The organism is Candidatus Sarcina troglodytae, assembly GCF_015708635.1.
GTDB lineage: Bacteria > Bacillota > Clostridia > Clostridiales > Clostridiaceae > Sarcina > Sarcina ventriculi.
The window spans coordinates 1,907,354-1,923,781 of record NZ_CP051754.1; the positions used below are offsets into that span (position 1 = coordinate 1,907,354).

A 16,428-nucleotide genomic window follows, 5' to 3' on the forward strand; every position below is an offset into this window, starting at 1 on the left:
TCTCCACTTCCATCACCCATACTTGTGATGTACTCCTTTTTAAGGATAGTCGTTGAGCTTTCTCCTATTCGGAGCTTAGTTGCTGATTATCCATTATAATAATACTTAGGATTTAACCATATATTATCTAACTAATTTTTTCTACTTTCGTAACTTTCACACTCACCCTTATTTCATGGTCATGTTGTAGTTTAGTTAGCTTTAGGAACTTCCAGCAATTCAAAGAGTTTAGATGAAATTAAAATTTCATCGTTCCATGCTCTTTACAAACATGGGAGGTATTAATCACCCCTACGGTCATTTCATCCTCTTTCACAGAATTTTTCATCTGTATAACACTTTTTAGGTTATTTTAAGTGGCTTTCGTATTCTTCTACCATTCTTTTAACCATTTCGCCACCCACGGAACCGCATTGTCTAGCGGTTAAATCACCATTATAATCTGAAAATGGTACTCCTAACTCTCTAGCTACCTCTGTTTTAAATGTCTTTAATCCATTTTTTGCTTCGGGAACTAATGCTTTTGACATAACAAATTCCTCCTTTGGCCTTGGTATTTTTATCTTATAACAAAAATATTTTATTAAATAAATTTAAGATTATTGTCTTTTTATTTAATTAATATCTTATCTTTGCTACACTATTATATTACCCATTATTTTTTTTTATATTACAGGTAATTTTTTCTATTATAATTATCAATTAAATATCAATTATAAATTTTTTAATACTAAATCATTAAATAAAATATAATTTTACAAAAAAATAAACTAGAAAAATAAATTTTCTAGTTTATTGGCAGGGGCAGTAGGATTTGAACCCACAACCAATGGTTTTGGAGACCACTACTCTACCGTTGAGCCATACCCCTATAATAGTTTTTTATATTTAATTTTAAATGGCAGGGGCAGTAGGATTTGAACCCACAACCAATGGTTTTGGAGACCACTACTCTACCGTTGAGCCATACCCCTAAGCACATTATGTATTATATAATAAAGTTAGATTTTTTACAATACTTTTTAATAAATATTATTTTAAAATTATTTTTGATTATACTTAATACATTTTGCATTTAACTCTATACACATCTTTTCTTTTCTTTAAAACTTGGATAAAATATTAAATAAGACCTTATTTTTAAAAGGAGAATTTTTATGGAATTTATAGTAACTAGTGTTGAAGAAACATTTAATATAGGAAAACAGATTGGTAATCTTGTAAATCCCGGTGATATAATATGTTTAACTGGAGATTTAGGAACTGGCAAAACTCATATAAGTAAAGGAATTGCTCTTGGTCTTGGAATAAAAGAACATATAACAAGCCCAACTTTTAATATAGTTAATGAATATTCAAGCGGAAGACTTGGTTTAAATCACTTTGATGTATATAGGATAAATGATCCAGATGAAATATTCGCAATTGGTTTTGATGAGTATATATTTAGTGATAGAGTAAGTCTTATTGAATGGGCAAATTATATAGAAGATTTGATTCCATCAGAGTATCTTTATATAAATATAAAAAAGATTCCTGAAAAAGGAGAAAATTTTAGAAAAATAATTATTACTAGTTTCGGGGATAGATATAATTACATAAAGGAGATTAAAAAATGTTAGTTTTAAGTGTAGATTCATCTTATAGTACTGCAACTTGTGCTTTAATTAAAGATGATAAAATTTTAGCTGAAATAAATTTAAATGATAAAAAGCAACATTCTGTTATACTTATGCGTTTAATAGATTCTATTTTAAAAGAATATGAAATAGATATTAATGATATTGATGCTTTTATAATCAGTAGAGGTCCTGGTTCATTTACCGGTCTTAGAATTGGTATGGCTACTTTAAAGGGTTTAGCTTTTGCATCTAAAAAGCCTTTAATTTCTGTATCTACATTAGATGCTTTAGCTTATAATTCTATATCATTCCAAGGAATAATTTGTCCTATAATGGATGCTCTTAGAGATAATATATATACTTGTCTTTATAAAAATGAAAATAATAACTTAACACCTTTAATTAAAGAACAATGCTTAAACATAAATGAGTTAATAACTATTTTAAAAGAGCAAACTTTACCTATAATTTTTGTTGGAGATGGAGTAGCTAAACATAAAGAATTCTTACAAGAAAACATTCCAAACAGCTTCTTTGCACCAAATCATAGTAATTTTCCTAAAGCTTCTTCTGTTGGAGAACTTGGAATTAAAAAAATTAATGATGGGATTATAGAAAATATTGATTCTATTAATCCTATTTACCTTAGAAAATCTCAAGCTGAAAGAGAATATGAAAAAAGAATGGAGATTTAAACCTATGGATGTAGATATAGTTCCTATGGAACTTTGCCATATTGATTCTGTTGTTAAAATAAGCAAGGAAAGTTTTCCTGTTTCTTGGAGCAAAGAATCTTATATAAATGAAGTTAAAAATCCATTAGCACATTATTTAGTAGCTATTTTTAATAACAAGATTGTAGGATTTATTGGTGTTTGGATAGTAATTGGAGAAGCTAACATAACCAATATTGCAGTATCTAAAGATTTTAGAGGGCACGGTATTGCAAATTTATTAATGGATACCGCACTAAATCTATGCAAAAAAAACAATGTAATAGACATCAATTTAGAAGTTCGAGCTTCAAATATAAAGGCTCAAAACCTTTATAAAAAGTTTGGCTTTATTGAAGAAGGAATTAGAAAAAAATACTACGAAGATAATAAAGAAGACGCCATCCTTATGTGGATACATAATCTTTAATTTTAAAAAAGCTGTATCAAAATCTGATACAGCTTTTATTTTTTTATATACTTTCTCTTTTAAAAACTTTTCCTACTAATCTTCTATATAGTAAAAATGTTACAACAGACGCTATAATCGCTTTTATTCCATTAAACGGAACAAGCCCAATTAATATATAATCAACAAGCTCAGCACCAACTAAATGCATACCATAAAGAGGTAACAAAAGATATATATTGGCTAATATTCCTACAACTTGCATACATATAGCACCAATTATCATACCTATTACTGCACTTTTTGCACTATTCCACTTTCTATATATAACAGCTGATGGAACTACTAAAGATATTCCTATTAGAATATTTGCAATTTCTCCAACAAAAGCTGATTGTGTTCCTTTAACTAATACTATTAAAATATTTTTTACTATTTCTATAATTATTCCTGCCATTGGTCCAAACGCAAATGCCCCCATAAGAGCTGGTACATCACTTAAATCAATTTTTAACCATGGAAACGGAGTTATAGGAAATTCAATATACATTAAAACTAATGCTATCGCACACAATAGTGCTATTTTCATAAATTTGTTCAAATCTTTTTTTTGCCCCATAATTTTTCCCCTTATAATATTATTTTTTTCGGAGCTTTATCACAATTATTCTATTTGCACTTAAATTATTTTTAAAATTTAAAATCCCCGATGAATAAATCATCGGGGTTACTGATATCATTACAACAAGAATATATTTATGACACATCTTCTCTCATCCAGACTTTAACTGTCGGCTTTGGAATTTCACCAAATCTGCTACTAAAAGCTTGCGGGCTATAACCGCCGGTGAGGATTTACGCCTCGCCCCGAAGATTCTATTTATTTACACTATTAATCTTATCAATATTGCAGTTTAATGTCAATATTTTATCGTAATGTTTTTTTAAACATCTTTCATAGAAAGTGATATTCTCTTTCTTTTTTCATCTATTTCCAATATTTTGACCCTTACAATATCTCCAACCTTTACTATATCTAATGGATGTTTTACAAATTTATTTGCCATTTGACTTTTATGAACTAAGCCATCTTGATGAACTCCTATATCTATAAAAGCTCCAAAATCCGAAACATTTCTTACAGTTCCCATAAGAAGCATATCTTTCTTTAAATCTTTTATATTTATAACCCCTGATTTTAAAATAGGTTTTGGAAGTTCTTCCCTTGGATCTCTTCCTGCTTTTTTTAATTCTTTTATTATATCTTTTAACGTAAGAATTCCCACACTCAACTCATCAGCCAATTTATTAATACCAATAATCTTTATCTTTTCATCAATATCTTTTAATTTTCCAAGTTTCAAATCTCTTTTATCATATCCTAAAATTTCTATTAATTTTTTAGCAACCTCATAAGATTCTGGATGAACAGATGTATTGTCCAAAACTTCATCGCTTTCTGAAACTCTTAAAAATCCAGCGCATTGCTCATACACTTTTTTTCCTAATCTTTTTACTTTTAAAAGTTCTTTTCTATTTGTAAACTTTCCATTTTCTTCTCTAAAATCCACTATATTTTTAGCTATTGTTCCATTTATTCCAGCTATATAACTCAAAAGAGATGGAGTGGCTATATTTAAATCTACTCCCACGTTATTAACACAATCCTCAACTACACCTTTTAGGGATTCATCTAATTTTTTGGAACCTACATCATGCTGATATTGTCCAACTCCTATAGCTTTTGGATCTATTTTAACAAGTTCAGCTAATGGATCTTGAAGTCTTCTACCTATAGATATTGCACCTCTAACTGTAACATCTAAATTAGGATATTCCTTATTTGCAAGTTCTGATGCTGAATAAACAGATGCCCCAGCTTCTGATACAATTACATAATATAAATCCTTTCCTTTTTCCTCTTTAACCTCTTTAATAAGCCTTTCAATAACATCTTCTGACTCTCTTGAAGCCGTTCCATTTCCTAAAGATATAACATCTACATCATGTTTATAAATTAACTCTTTTAAAATTCTTATACTTCCATCTATATCATTTTTAGGCATTGTTGGATACACCGTTGCATTTTCAATAAATTTTCCTGTATCATCTAAAACTGCAATCTTGCATCCTGTTCTAAACCCTGGATCAAAACCAATTACAACTTTGCCTTTTATAGGTGCTTGCATTAAAAGTGACTTTAAATTCGCCTTAAATATACCAATTGCACTTTCTTCCCCTCTAGATGTCAATTCAGATCTAATTTCTCTTTCTATCGAAGGATAAATAAGCCTTTTAAAAGAATCCCTCACCGATTTTTTTAAATATTCATCAGTTACTTCATTATTTTTTAAAATATTTTCTTCTAAATAATTAATTACTCTTTCATCATTAAAATTTAATTTAACTTGAAGTACCTGTTCTTTTTCTCCTCTGTTTATAGCTAAAATCCTATGAGACGGAATAGATTTTATAGGCTCTTTATATTCATAATACATCTCATAATTATTTCTATCATCACTTTTTCCAATAGTTTCTATGCTTCCTTTTTCTTTTATAAACTCCCTTATCCATTTCCTAAAGTTTGCATCATCAGATATTATTTCACTTATTATATCCATAGCCCCCTTTAAAGCATCCTCTTCTGACAAAACCTCTTTTTCCTTACTTATATATTTAGAAGCTTCACTATTTAAGTCACCTGAAAAAGTACCTTCCAATATAACTTGTGCTAGGGGCTTTAATCCCTTTTCAGTAGCAATTATAGCCCTTGTTCTCTTTTTAGGCTTAAAAGGTCTATATATATCCTCAACCTCTGTCAAATTTTTACATTGTATAATTTTATTTTCTAAATCTTGCGTTAAATTTCCTTGCTCTTTTATAAGCCTAATAACATCTTCTTTTTTATTTTCTAATCCTCTTAAATAAGTAAGTCTCTCAAAAAATATTCTTAATACCTCATCACTTAATCCTCCTGTTTTTTCTTTTCTATATCTAGCTATAAAAGGCACAGTATTTCCATCATCCAATAATTCTACAACACTTTTAACTTGTTTTTCAGATATATTAAGCTCTTTAGCCAAAATTTCATTTATACTTTGCATAACTTTTTCTCCTTCCCATTTTGTAACAATAATATTATATTACGTATTTTATCAAAAACAAATATTAACAAAAACAGAATAATTATATCATGCAAATCATAATTATAATTATCAACTTATAGGAGTCATATTATGAAAAATATAAAATTTAACTTAACTAAATTTTTATTTATTCTTACATTCTTTGTGTTTCATGTATCCCTACTTTCTAGATTTAACATAAACGAATTTAATATATCTAATGTAATTAGTAGCATAAAATATTTAACATCTGATGAACTTGAAGGGAGATTATGTGGAGAAGAAGGAAATATCCTAGCTCAAAAATATATTTTAAATGAATTTAAAGAAAACTCACTACTTCCATATAATTTAAAATATCTTCAAGATTTTAATGTTTTTTACCCTAAAAAAATTGAAGGTCAACCTTATTTAACAATTACAAATAAGTCTAACAATATAATAAAAAGCTTTGAATATAATAGAGATTTTAAAGATACTTTTTTAAATTTTAGAGCTAATAATATATCATTTTCCAAAGAAGATACAGTATCATTTAACTCTTCCGCTTTAGCTGCAAAAACATCCACAGGTGAAAAAGTAGTTTTTATATCAACTTCTATGGATAACTTTGATTTTAGAAGCTCTTTCGACTATAATTCTACATTTGATTTATATGTAAATGTATCACCTAAAACCTTTGAAGAAATTAAAGTTGCTTATGAAAATGAATATAACATAAATTGTTTCTTTCCATATATAGCTGAAGAAACTACTGTAAATAATGTCGTTGGCGTTATAAAGGGTTCTAATTCATCATTATCACCTCTTGTTTTAACAGCTCACTTTGATCATTTAGGAGTAGATTTAGATGGAAATATTTATAGAGGTGCATTAGATAATGCATCAGGAATTTCTTTTTTATTAGAACTTGCATCTTTTTTAAGTTCACTTCCAACACCAGATAGAGACATAATTTTTGTTGCTTTAAACGCTGAAGAATTTGGACTTTTAGGTTCAAGTAGTTTTGCTAATGAAAATAAAAATACATTACAAGATGCTAAAGTTATAAATTTTGATATGATAGGTAGTGATGATGGAATTCCAATTACCCTTATGACTGGAGAAAATGAAGAATTTAAAAGTGGACTTTTAGATAGTTTAATAAATTACTGTAAAAATAACAAAATAGCTTATTTAATTGAAAATAAAGATTCGTCTGACCATGCAAGCTTTTTAAATAATGGAATTGATTCAGTTACAATAAATGATGGAGATGTATCTAAAATTCACACAGAATATGATACTTTAGAATATATAAGTGAAAGTGCTATAAACAGAGCATTTTTAGTTGCTATATCACAAATATATAATTATGCATACAATCCTCTAACTCTCTTACTTTTAGAAAATACTTCATTAATTATATTAGGTTTAATTTTATTTCTTTTATTTATCCTTTTACTTATGATAGACGATAAAAATGCAAAAAAAGTTAAATAATCTACAAATTAATATATAAACAAAGTTGATTTTAGTTAATTTTAAAAGCTATTTCATTGCATTTAATAATACTAATAAAAATATTTTTTAATATTTATCTAAAATCAACATATTTTTAATACTAAAAAGTTAAATTTATAATTTTCTCTAATTATTTAGTCAAAAAACTTATTATAAATTGGTCTATATCTCCATCCATAACTCCATTAACATTTGATGTTTCAACACCTGTCCTATGATCTTTAACTAAAGAATAAGGATGAAACACATAACTTCTTATCTGACTTCCCCACCCCATATCTTTGAGCTCTCCTGTTAAATCTTCTATTTTATCCTTATGAGCTCTTTCTTTTAATTCTATAAGCTTAGACTTTAACATAGCCATAGCAGTATCTCTATTTGAAAACTGACTTCTTTCATTTTGACATTGAACAACTATTCCAGTAGGTAGATGTGTTATTCTAACTGCTGATTCAGTCTTATTTACATGCTGTCCACCAGCACCACCTGCCCTAAACGTATCTATCTTTAAGTCTGATGGATTTATCTCTATATCTTGATTTTTTGTAAGCTCTGGTAAAATCTCTACAGATGCAAATGAAGTCTGCCTTTTTCCATTTGCATTAAAAGGAGATATTCTAACTAGTCTATGAATACCCTTCTCAGCTTTTAAATATCCATAAGCAAATTCTCCCTTTATAGATAAAGTTACACTTTTAACTCCTGCTTCATCTCCTGGAAGATATTCTAAAGTTTTTACAGCGTATCCCTTCTTTTCACACCATCTTGTATACATCCTTAAAAGCATATATGTCCAATCATTTGCATCACTTCCACCAACGCCTGTATGAAGTGTTAGTATAGCATCATTTCTATCATACTCACCTGATAACAAAATCTCTATTTTAAATTCTTCTACTTGCTTTTCAATAGACTTTATCTCTGATATGATTTCTTTAATACTATCCATATCATCTTGCTCTATCATATCTTTTAAAACTTCAACATCTTCTAAAGATTTTTCTAAGCCTTCTATTTTACTTATTTTATCCTTTAATCTCTTAGATTTTTGAGTTATTTCTTGTGCTTTATCTATATCATTCCAAAAGTTTGACTCTTGCATTTTAAGTTCTAATTCATCACTTTGCTTTTTTAATCCTTCTAAGTCAAAGTGAATTCCCCATTTCTCTAACTTCTTTTCTTAAACCCACAATCTTTCCTAATTGGTTTTCTAATTCTATAATCACCAAAACTCACTCCTAACAAAATAATATATTTTATAGTATATCACTTTTACTTTTATTTCTACAAATATAAAACTAACACTTTTAAGATAAAACTTAAACTGCCCTAGATATACCTAAGGCAGTCACATATCTTATCCTATTTATTCTTTTCCACAACAAGATTTATATTTTTTACCACTTCCACAAGGACATGGATCATTTCTTCCAATTTTTATATCATTTCTAACTGGCTGTTGTTTTTGTTCTTCTTTATTATTTTGCCCATGAACAGCAGCTGTCTTTGTACTTCCTATAACAGACTCTCTTTGTGGTGTTTCAACTTCTATCTTAGTATGGAAAAGTATTCTTACCGTATCAACTTTTATACTATGGATCATATCTTCAAACATATTACTTCCTTCTATTTGATATGCTTGAGTTGGATCTTGTTGCCTATAAGCTCTAAGACCTATACCTTGTTTTAAATGATCCATGCTATCTATATGATCCATCCATTTTGTATCAACTACTCTTAAAAGAATTACCCTTTCAATCTCTCTTATTTTTTCATCACCTATATTGATTTCCTTTTCCTCGTATAACTTTATAGCTATATCATATAACTTTTCTTTTATATCATCACTCTCTAAGCCTTTAATATCTTTTGCAGATATACTACCTTGAGGAAGATATATATCCTGAAGGTATAATATTAATGCATCTATTTCCTTATCATAATCACCTTGAGTTACATTATTAAGATGTGAATCGACAGCACTATCTATCACATATTCTATCATATCTCTAATTTGCTCTTTTAAATTCATGCCTTCTAAAACTTCTGATCTTTGCTTATAAATAATCTCTCTTTGCTTATTCATAACATCATCATAACCTAAAAGAGTTTTTCTTACATCAAAATTATTTCCCTCAACCTTTTTTTGAGCATTTTCTATAGATTTACTTACCATTTTACTCTCTATAGCTTCTGTATCTTTAAGACCTAATCTCTCTACAACGCCTTGCAATTTATCAGAACCAAATATTCTCATCAAATCATCTTCTAAAGATATATAAAACCTTGATTCTCCTGGATCTCCTTGACGTCCTGAACGTCCTCTAAGCTGATTATCTATTCTTCTAGACTCATGTCTTTCAGTTCCTATTATTTTAAGACCACCAACTTCACGAACACCATCTGCTAATTTTATATCAGTACCTCTACCAGCCATATTTGTTGCAATTGTTATATTTCCAAGTTCTCCTGCACGAGATACTATTTCAGCTTCCTGTTCATGATACTTAGCATTTAATACTTTATGTGGTACACCTTTTCTTTTTAAAAGATGTGATATATATTCAGACTTTTCAATACTCGTTGTACCAACCAAAACTGGTTGACCACTTTTGTGAGTTTCTATTATCTCATCAACTATAGCTTGATATTTACCCTTAGCACTTTTATAAACTAAATCTGGTTTATCCATTCTTTGTATTGGTCTATGAGTTTGAACAACTATAACATCTAATCCATAAATTTCTCTAAACTCTGTTTCTTCAGTTAACGCAGTACCTGTCATTCCTGCTAACGTTTCATACATTCTAAAGTAATTTTGAAATGTTATTGTTGCTAGAGTTTTCGACTCTCTTTGAACTTTAACTCCTTCTTTAGCCTCAATAGCTTGATGAAGTCCATCTGAATATCTTCTTCCTTCCATAAGCCTTCCTGTAAATTCATCAACTATAACTATTTGATTATCTTTTACCATGTAATCTTTATCTCTTTTCATCATAAAATTAGCTTTTAAAGCTTGAGTTACATGGTGTTGAAGTTCTATATGAGCTAAATCTGCATAGTTATCTATCTTGAAAGCTTTTTCAGCCTTTTCAACTCCCATATCTGTAAGCATAACAGCATGAGCCTTTTCATCTATTGTGTAATCTTCTTCCTCTTTTAATTTTTTAACAAAAAAATCTGCTATCTTATAAAGTTCAGTTGATTTATCACCAGCTCCTGATATTATAAGAGGAGTTCTAGCCTCATCTATAAGAATAGAATCAACTTCATCTACAATACAAAAATTAAGAGGTCTTTGAACCCTTTCCTCTTTATAAATAACCATATTATCTCTTAAATAATCAAAACCAAACTCATTATTGGTTCCATAGGTAATATCTGCTGCATATGATTCTCTTCTTTGGTCGTTATTAAGTTCATGAACTATAACCCCAGTTTTAAGTCCTAAAAACTCATAAAGTTTTCCCATTTCTTCTTTATCTCTTTTAGCAAGGTAATCATTAACAGTTACAATATGGACACCCTTTCCTGATATACCATTTAAATATGCTGGAAGTGTCGCAACTAATGTTTTACCTTCTCCTGTTTTCATCTCTGCAATTCTTCCTTGATGAAGAACAACTCCTCCAATTAACTGCTCCCTATAATGTTTTTTACCTAAAACCCTTGTTGATGCTTCTCTACAAACTGCAAAAGCTTCTGGCAAAATATCATCTAAATCTTCTCCATTATTATATCTATTTCTAAATTCAAATGTTTTATCTTTTAACTGTTGGTCAGAAAGCTTTTCCATCTCTGCACCTAATTTATCTATCTCATTAATTATAGGTATTATTCTTTTTACTTCTCTATCGCTATAACTGCCAAACATTTTATCAAGCATTCCCATAGTTCATACCTCATTCTTTATACATTTTTTGTAATTATATTCATAATATCAATTTATTAACATAATTATCTTACTGAATACATTAATTATATCATTTAATATTATATTTTTTCAAGAAATCTAAAATAATCTATTAATAACACTTTGCATAAAATATTTTTATATTAGATTAAAAAATGTTCACCAGTTTAATCAATAGTTACTTAAATAAATAAAAGAGGATATGCAATACATATCCTCTTTTATTTTATATTATCAGGTTCTATCAAACCATAATTTCCATCTTTTCTCTTATATACAACATTTAATTCATCAGTTTCAGCATTTTTAAATACAAAAAAATCATGACTTATTAATTCCATTTGAAGTACTGCTTCATCTTTTAGCATAGGCTTCATATCAAATTTTTTACTCTTAACTATCTTTGCATCATCTTTTTCATCTTCAATTTTAATTTCACTAGGAATTGAAAACTTTAATGAATTAAATTTATTTTTCTTTAAAAGTTTTGTTTTCTGTTTTCTAATTTGTCCTTCTAATTTATCTTCAACTAAGTCTATAGATTTATACATATCATCAGTAGACTCTTCACCTCTTAAATATATTCCATTAAAGGGAATCATAACTTCTACAATTTGATTATTTCTAACTACACTTAATGTAGCTTTTGCCTCAACATCACCATCAAAATACTTACTTAACTTTGAAATTTTTTTCTCAACTGTGCTTTTTAATGCATCTGTTAATTCAATATTTTTAGCGTATACTGTTACTTTCATGTTATCAGCCCCCTTCTAAGACCTAGTTAATAAATATTTATTAACTACACTTATATTATACTTCATTGAAAACGGTTATTCAAGTTTTTTATAAAAAAAGAAGATTGGAATACAATCTTCTTTTTAAACTAGTTGACCTGGTCTTTGACCCCACACTCGCCTACTGGAGCTTTTGCTACTCGGACTTAACCTCTCACTACTAACCCTCTCAGTTTAAATACTGGTAGGACTTACTTCTAAGCCGCACCATGCTCATTAAAATCTTTGTTTAACTTACGTGGATCGTTTTGCCTGCGACTGGCATCGACTTTCAACCACAAACCTAGTTTATGCTTTATTATATCAAATTTCTTATTTACTGTCTAGATTTTAGAAATTTTAATTTAAATTTTTCGCAACAACTAATATTGTTAATTTTATATCTTTAATTTTTTTTAATTCTTTAACACATGCCTCTAAAGTAGCTCCTGTTGTAATAACATCATCTATAAGCAAAATTTTCTTTCCTTCTAATTTATCTCTTTTTATAAGTAAAAAAGCATTTTTTATGTTTTCTTTTCTTTCTTTAGCTGTTAAAAATTTTTGTTCTTTTATTTTATCTGCTTTTTTTAATAACTCTATACATGATATACCTGTATTCTTATATAAATATTTACCTAAAACCTCACATTGATTAAATCCTCTGTCTTTAAGTTTTCTATTACTACAGGGAACATATGTTATATAATCAAAATTTACATCTATATCTTGTAATTTATTTAAAAGCAATTTTCCTAAATAATTTCCTGAATCAAAATTGCTTTTATATTTAAAATCTAAGATGAGTTTTTTTATTGAATATCCATAATAAGCTACACTATAAACATTAATATCTATTATTTTGTTTACACTAGTGCAAAATTCTATTTTTTCTAAGCACTTTAAACAAAGACCTGTATTATCAATCTCAACATTGCAATCTAAACAATTATAGCATACTGGATAAACCACTGATAAAAAGCTATTTTTTAAATAATTAATTTTTTTTCTAATTAAATCTCCTCTTGACATATTATTCGGTTATAACTCCTAGCTATTTTTTTAGCTTGACTTACATTGTAGGTTTCTTTTTGACATAAAAGTAATACCTCTCTTACTAATTTATCGCTATTTAATTTAGCACAAGAAAATATTATTTTTTTGCTATCAAAAATTTTCTCATCACAAACATAAAATATTAAATCAAACTCTTTTATATTATCAATATTCGACATACTATTATGAGTTATTATTATGTTTATTTTTTCTTTATTTATAATATTATTTAATATAAATCCACTATCCTTAATTATATTTATATTTTTACTAGCTCCAAAGACATAAATATAATAATTAAATATACTTGATGTGTATATTTCATTTGGCGTATAAATTATTACGTTTCTTCTTTCTTTTATAAACCACTGAAAATAATCATAAAGAATCTTTGGCATTGAATTTAAAAAATTTAATCTACTTTTTATAATCCTAGGTTCTAAAAAATATTTCTTATTATTTATCCCTGCTAAATTAATACTTGCCTCTTTTTTTAATATATATTCAAAAGAACACAAAATAATCTTACTACATCTTTTCATTAAAAAAGATATATATTCTATAATTTCTATATCCCTTTTTTCAGAATAAAAACTTACATCATCTAAAATTATTAAGTCATAAAATTTATTTATGCTATATAATGTATCAAATGTTATATACTCGATACCCTCATTATATTTAAATTTAAAAACATCAAAAAATTTTTTTATATATAATATTTTTTTATTTTTTAATAGATAATCATCTATTAAATCATTCAATATAACCAAGTTATCATAAGGTCTAAAAACAATATTTATTACCTTAGAGGTGTTATCTCTACACCAAAGATTTAATTTTTTAATATTATCATCATATAGTGACCTCATGTCGCCTCCATTATCTTATATTATTTAAAAGCGTTATCCGCTATTATTTCTTCAATCCTAAATTTTAATGATGAATACCTCTCCATACTTTTATTATTATTTACCATATAATTCAATGATTTTATATCACCATTTATAACCACCATTTCTTTTGCTCTTGTTATTCCTGTATACAGTAAATTTCTATTCATAAGAAGTGGAGCTCCCATATAACTTGGCATTACAACAACTTTAAATTCACTACCTTGACTTTTATGTATTGTTATTGCATAAGCTAACTCTAATTCATCCAAATATATAAAATCATATACAACCAATCTCTCATCATCATATATTACAAATATTTGCTTTCCTTCTAAGTCTATTTTTTCTATAAAGCCCATATCACCATTAAAAACACCTGTCCCTCTAAGTTCTCCATTTCCAGAAACTCTTTCCCATTTAAGCTGATAATTATTTTTTATCTGCATTACTTTATCGCCTTCTCTAAAAATAAAATCCCTAAAAACCTTCTCATTCTTACTTTTACTCTTAGGATTTAAGACATCTTGAAGTTGTGAATTTAAATTATTAACTCCAAGCACTCCCCTCCTCATAGGTGTTAATATTTGAATATCCCTTAACTTATCCCATTTTCTATTAAATTTAGGTAGCCTATAATTTACAAGTTGTTTCATAGTTTCTAAAATATTTTCTTGAACATTTTCTTTAAGGAAATAAAAATCACTATTTTTATCATTTAAAATTGGCATCTCTCCTTTATTAATTTTATGAGCATTTATAACTATCATGCTTTCTTTGCCTTGTCTATAAATTTCATCTAATCTCACAACCTTTGTAAAATCACTTTCTATTAAATCCCTCAAAACATTTCCAGGGCCAACTGATGGTAATTGATCTATATCCCCTACAATTATAAATCTTGTTCCACTTTTTATAGCTTTCAAAAGAGAATTCATAACAATTACATCTATCATTGAAGCTTCATCTATAATAATTACATCTGCCTTTAATGTAGTTTCATCTTCTAAAAATAATGCAAAATCCTTATCATCTCTAATTCCCATTTCAAGCATTCTATGTATCGTTTTAGCTTCCCTACCAGTAGATTCACTCATTCTTTTAGCAGCTCTTCCAGTTGGCGCTCCTAAAGCTACACTAAAACCACATTTCTCAAATATATCTATTATACATTTTATTATAGTTGTTTTACCAGTACCTGGACCTCCTGTTATTATTTCTATACCATTTTCAAAAGCACCTTCAATAGCCTCTTTTTGAACCTTTCCAAAATTAATATTATTTTTCTTTTCAAACTTTTTAATTAAATTTTCTACATTTTCATCTATCTGTTCAAAATCACTTATCGCTAAACTTAATATTTTATTAGTTATTCCAAGTTCACAGTAATAATACGGTATAGTAAAAACACCTTCAATTCCATATATTTTTTCAACCTTTATTTTATTATCTAAAGCACTATCTAAAATATTTTTTTCTATAATTTCTTTAGAAACCTGCAAAATCTTAATTGATTTTTCTATAAGTATATCCTTTGGCATATATGTATTTCCAGCCATACAAAATTCATTTATTATATACTGTATACCAGTTTGTATTCTAAAAGGTGATTCTATATCAATTCCTATTGATTTAGCTATTTTATCCGATATCTTAAAACCAATTCCTAAAATATCTTCACAAAGTTTATATGGATTTTCTTTAATTACATCAATGGCTATAACCCCATATTTTTTGTAAATTTTCATACATTGCTTTATTGTTAATCCATGACTTTGAAAAAATATGTATATATCCTTAAGTTCTTTTTGTTCTACATAAGATTCTTTTATAATCTTAAATTTTTTATTTCCTATACCATCTATATTTTTTAATTTATCTATATCGTTATCTAAGATTTCTAATGTTTTATCTCCAAATTTATTTACTATTTTCTTAGCAGTAATTGGTCCAATACCATGTATTACCCCTGATGATAAATATTTTTCTATATCTTTTGAAGAACTTGGAATGATTTCCTCACAAATTTCAACTTTGAACTCTTTCCCAAAACTAGGATGATTAATCCAAGTGCCTGAAAGTTTTAATAATTGCCTTTCTCTTATATGAGGAATCTCTCCCACTATCGTATAAATAATATTATCATCTTTAATTTTAGCAATAGTATATCCATTTTCCTCACTTCTATAAACAATACTATCCACTGTACCACTTAATACTTCCATAACAGTTCTCCTACAAATATTTATTATCTTTAATCTATAATTAGTATATCATATTTTAATTTGTTTAAATTGCAATGATTTTATCAAAATATTTTTCATATACTATTTTAATAAATAAATGAAGTTAAAAATTAATTGAAAAAATAAAAAATCTACTTTCCTTTATATGAAAATAAGCATTCTTGTAATTAAA

Annotated in this window: 13 protein-coding genes, 2 tRNA genes and 1 riboswitch; of the genes, 4 read left to right on the forward strand and 11 right to left on the reverse strand. The window is 27.4% G+C overall.

Translation table 11 applies throughout. From position 1 onward, the window contains the following. Positions 1-347 precede the first annotated feature (347 nt). From HH195_RS08700 to HH195_RS08710, 3 genes are all read right to left on the reverse strand, one after another. Positions 348-530: an alpha/beta-type small acid-soluble spore protein gene (locus HH195_RS08700; RefSeq protein ID WP_055259508.1), complete on the reverse strand. Its 183-nt coding sequence runs from the start codon at positions 528-530 to the stop codon at positions 348-350. Between the two features lie 266 nt (positions 531-796). Next, positions 797-871 (reverse strand) — tRNA-Trp (locus tag HH195_RS08705). Positions 872-899: 28 nt separating this feature from the next. Beyond that, a tRNA-Trp gene (locus HH195_RS08710) sits at positions 900-974 on the reverse strand. A 183-nt stretch (positions 975-1,157) separates the two neighbouring features. Between HH195_RS08710 and tsaE the strand changes: the two genes are divergently transcribed. Genes tsaE through rimI form a run of 3 tightly spaced genes read left to right on the forward strand, consistent with a single transcriptional unit; the run spans position 1,158 to position 2,765 of the window. Further along, positions 1,158-1,622: a tRNA (adenosine(37)-N6)-threonylcarbamoyltransferase complex ATPase subunit type 1 TsaE gene (tsaE, locus tag HH195_RS08715; protein WP_195925623.1), complete on the forward strand. Its 465-nt coding sequence runs from the start codon at positions 1,158-1,160 to the stop codon at positions 1,620-1,622. After that, positions 1,616-2,317: a tRNA (adenosine(37)-N6)-threonylcarbamoyltransferase complex dimerization subunit type 1 TsaB gene (gene tsaB / locus HH195_RS08720; protein WP_196370874.1), complete on the forward strand. Its 702-nt coding sequence runs from the start codon at positions 1,616-1,618 to the stop codon at positions 2,315-2,317. Before tsaE ends, tsaB begins: the two co-directional genes overlap by 7 nt. Beyond that, positions 2,295-2,765, forward strand: a complete 471-nt coding sequence (gene rimI, locus HH195_RS08725; protein ID WP_371811642.1) for a ribosomal protein S18-alanine N-acetyltransferase — start codon at positions 2,295-2,297, stop codon at positions 2,763-2,765. The genes tsaB and rimI overlap by 23 nt, the downstream gene beginning before the upstream one ends. Positions 2,766-2,808: 43 nt before the next feature. On the opposite strand, the gene HH195_RS08730 is transcribed toward rimI, so the two are convergent. Further along, complete coding sequence (locus tag HH195_RS08730) at positions 2,809-3,363, reverse strand: ECF transporter S component (protein WP_055259514.1); 555 nt, start codon at positions 3,361-3,363, stop codon at positions 2,809-2,811. A gap of 142 nt (positions 3,364-3,505) precedes the next feature. Further along, positions 3,506-3,623, reverse strand: a riboswitch (FMN riboswitch). Positions 3,624-3,688: 65 nt separating this feature from the next. After that, positions 3,689-5,848 (reverse strand): Tex family protein, encoded by a 2,160-nt coding sequence (locus HH195_RS08735; RefSeq protein WP_196370875.1) that lies wholly within the window; start codon positions 5,846-5,848, stop codon positions 3,689-3,691. A 132-nt stretch (positions 5,849-5,980) separates the two neighbouring features. Between HH195_RS08735 and HH195_RS08740 the strand changes: the two genes are divergently transcribed. Beyond that, positions 5,981-7,351 carry a M28 family metallopeptidase gene (locus HH195_RS08740; protein ID WP_196370876.1) on the forward strand — a complete coding sequence of 457 codons (1,371 nt, stop codon included), beginning with the start codon at positions 5,981-5,983 and terminating at the stop codon, positions 7,349-7,351. 151 nt (positions 7,352-7,502) lie between these two features. On the opposite strand, the gene prfB is transcribed toward HH195_RS08740, so the two are convergent. The 6 genes from prfB to recD2 all read right to left on the reverse strand — a co-directional run bounded on the left by prfB (position 7,503) and on the right by recD2 (position 16,235). Further along, a protein-coding gene (gene prfB / locus HH195_RS08745) for a peptide chain release factor 2 (RefSeq protein ID WP_187358165.1) occupies positions 7,503-8,598 on the reverse strand; the annotation gives its coding sequence in 2 pieces (ribosomal slippage) (positions 7,503-8,519 and positions 8,521-8,598; 1,095 coding nt in all). Between the two features lie 140 nt (positions 8,599-8,738). Continuing rightward, entirely contained in the window at positions 8,739-11,264 is a 2,526-nt protein-coding gene (secA, locus tag HH195_RS08750; RefSeq protein ID WP_112365714.1) for a preprotein translocase subunit SecA, read from the reverse strand. Positions 11,265-11,506: 242 nt separating this feature from the next. After that, positions 11,507-12,043, reverse strand: coding sequence for a ribosome hibernation-promoting factor, HPF/YfiA family (gene hpf / locus HH195_RS08755; protein WP_055259524.1), 537 nt, complete (start codon positions 12,041-12,043; stop codon positions 11,507-11,509). Between the two features lie 378 nt (positions 12,044-12,421). Next, complete coding sequence (locus tag HH195_RS08760) at positions 12,422-13,093, reverse strand: ComF family protein (RefSeq protein WP_196370877.1); 672 nt, start codon at positions 13,091-13,093, stop codon at positions 12,422-12,424. Next, on the reverse strand, positions 13,075-13,989 hold the full coding sequence (locus tag HH195_RS08765; RefSeq protein WP_196370878.1) for a hypothetical protein: 915 nt from the start codon (positions 13,987-13,989) through the stop codon (positions 13,075-13,077). Before HH195_RS08765 ends, HH195_RS08760 begins: the two co-directional genes overlap by 19 nt. Before the next feature lie 20 nt (positions 13,990-14,009). Further along, positions 14,010-16,235: an SF1B family DNA helicase RecD2 gene (gene recD2, locus HH195_RS08770; protein WP_196370879.1), complete on the reverse strand. Its 2,226-nt coding sequence runs from the start codon at positions 16,233-16,235 to the stop codon at positions 14,010-14,012. Positions 16,236-16,428 lie beyond the last annotated feature (193 nt).

Coding starts and splice junctions, on each gene's coding strand:
- hpf (WP_055259524.1), bottom strand. CDS start 12,043: ATGAAAGTAACAGTATACGCTAAAAATATTGAATTAACAGATGCATTA.
- HH195_RS08735 (WP_196370875.1), bottom strand. CDS start 5,848: ATGCAAAGTATAAATGAAATTTTGGCTAAAGAGCTTAATATATCTGAA.
- recD2 (WP_196370879.1), bottom strand. CDS start 16,235: ATGGAAGTATTAAGTGGTACAGTGGATAGTATTGTTTATAGAAGTGAG.
- HH195_RS08765 (WP_196370878.1), bottom strand. CDS start 13,989: ATGAGGTCACTATATGATGATAATATTAAAAAATTAAATCTTTGGTGT.
- tsaE (WP_195925623.1), top strand. CDS start 1,158: ATGGAATTTATAGTAACTAGTGTTGAAGAAACATTTAATATAGGAAAA.
- HH195_RS08730 (WP_055259514.1), bottom strand. CDS start 3,363: ATGGGGCAAAAAAAAGATTTGAACAAATTTATGAAAATAGCACTATTG.
- rimI (WP_371811642.1), top strand. CDS start 2,295: ATGAAAAAAGAATGGAGATTTAAACCTATGGATGTAGATATAGTTCCT.
- HH195_RS08700 (WP_055259508.1), bottom strand. CDS start 530: ATGTCAAAAGCATTAGTTCCCGAAGCAAAAAATGGATTAAAGACATTT.
- tsaB (WP_196370874.1), top strand. CDS start 1,616: ATGTTAGTTTTAAGTGTAGATTCATCTTATAGTACTGCAACTTGTGCT.
- secA (WP_112365714.1), bottom strand. CDS start 11,264: ATGGGAATGCTTGATAAAATGTTTGGCAGTTATAGCGATAGAGAAGTA.
- HH195_RS08740 (WP_196370876.1), top strand. CDS start 5,981: ATGAAAAATATAAAATTTAACTTAACTAAATTTTTATTTATTCTTACA.
- HH195_RS08760 (WP_196370877.1), bottom strand. CDS start 13,093: ATGTCAAGAGGAGATTTAATTAGAAAAAAAATTAATTATTTAAAAAAT.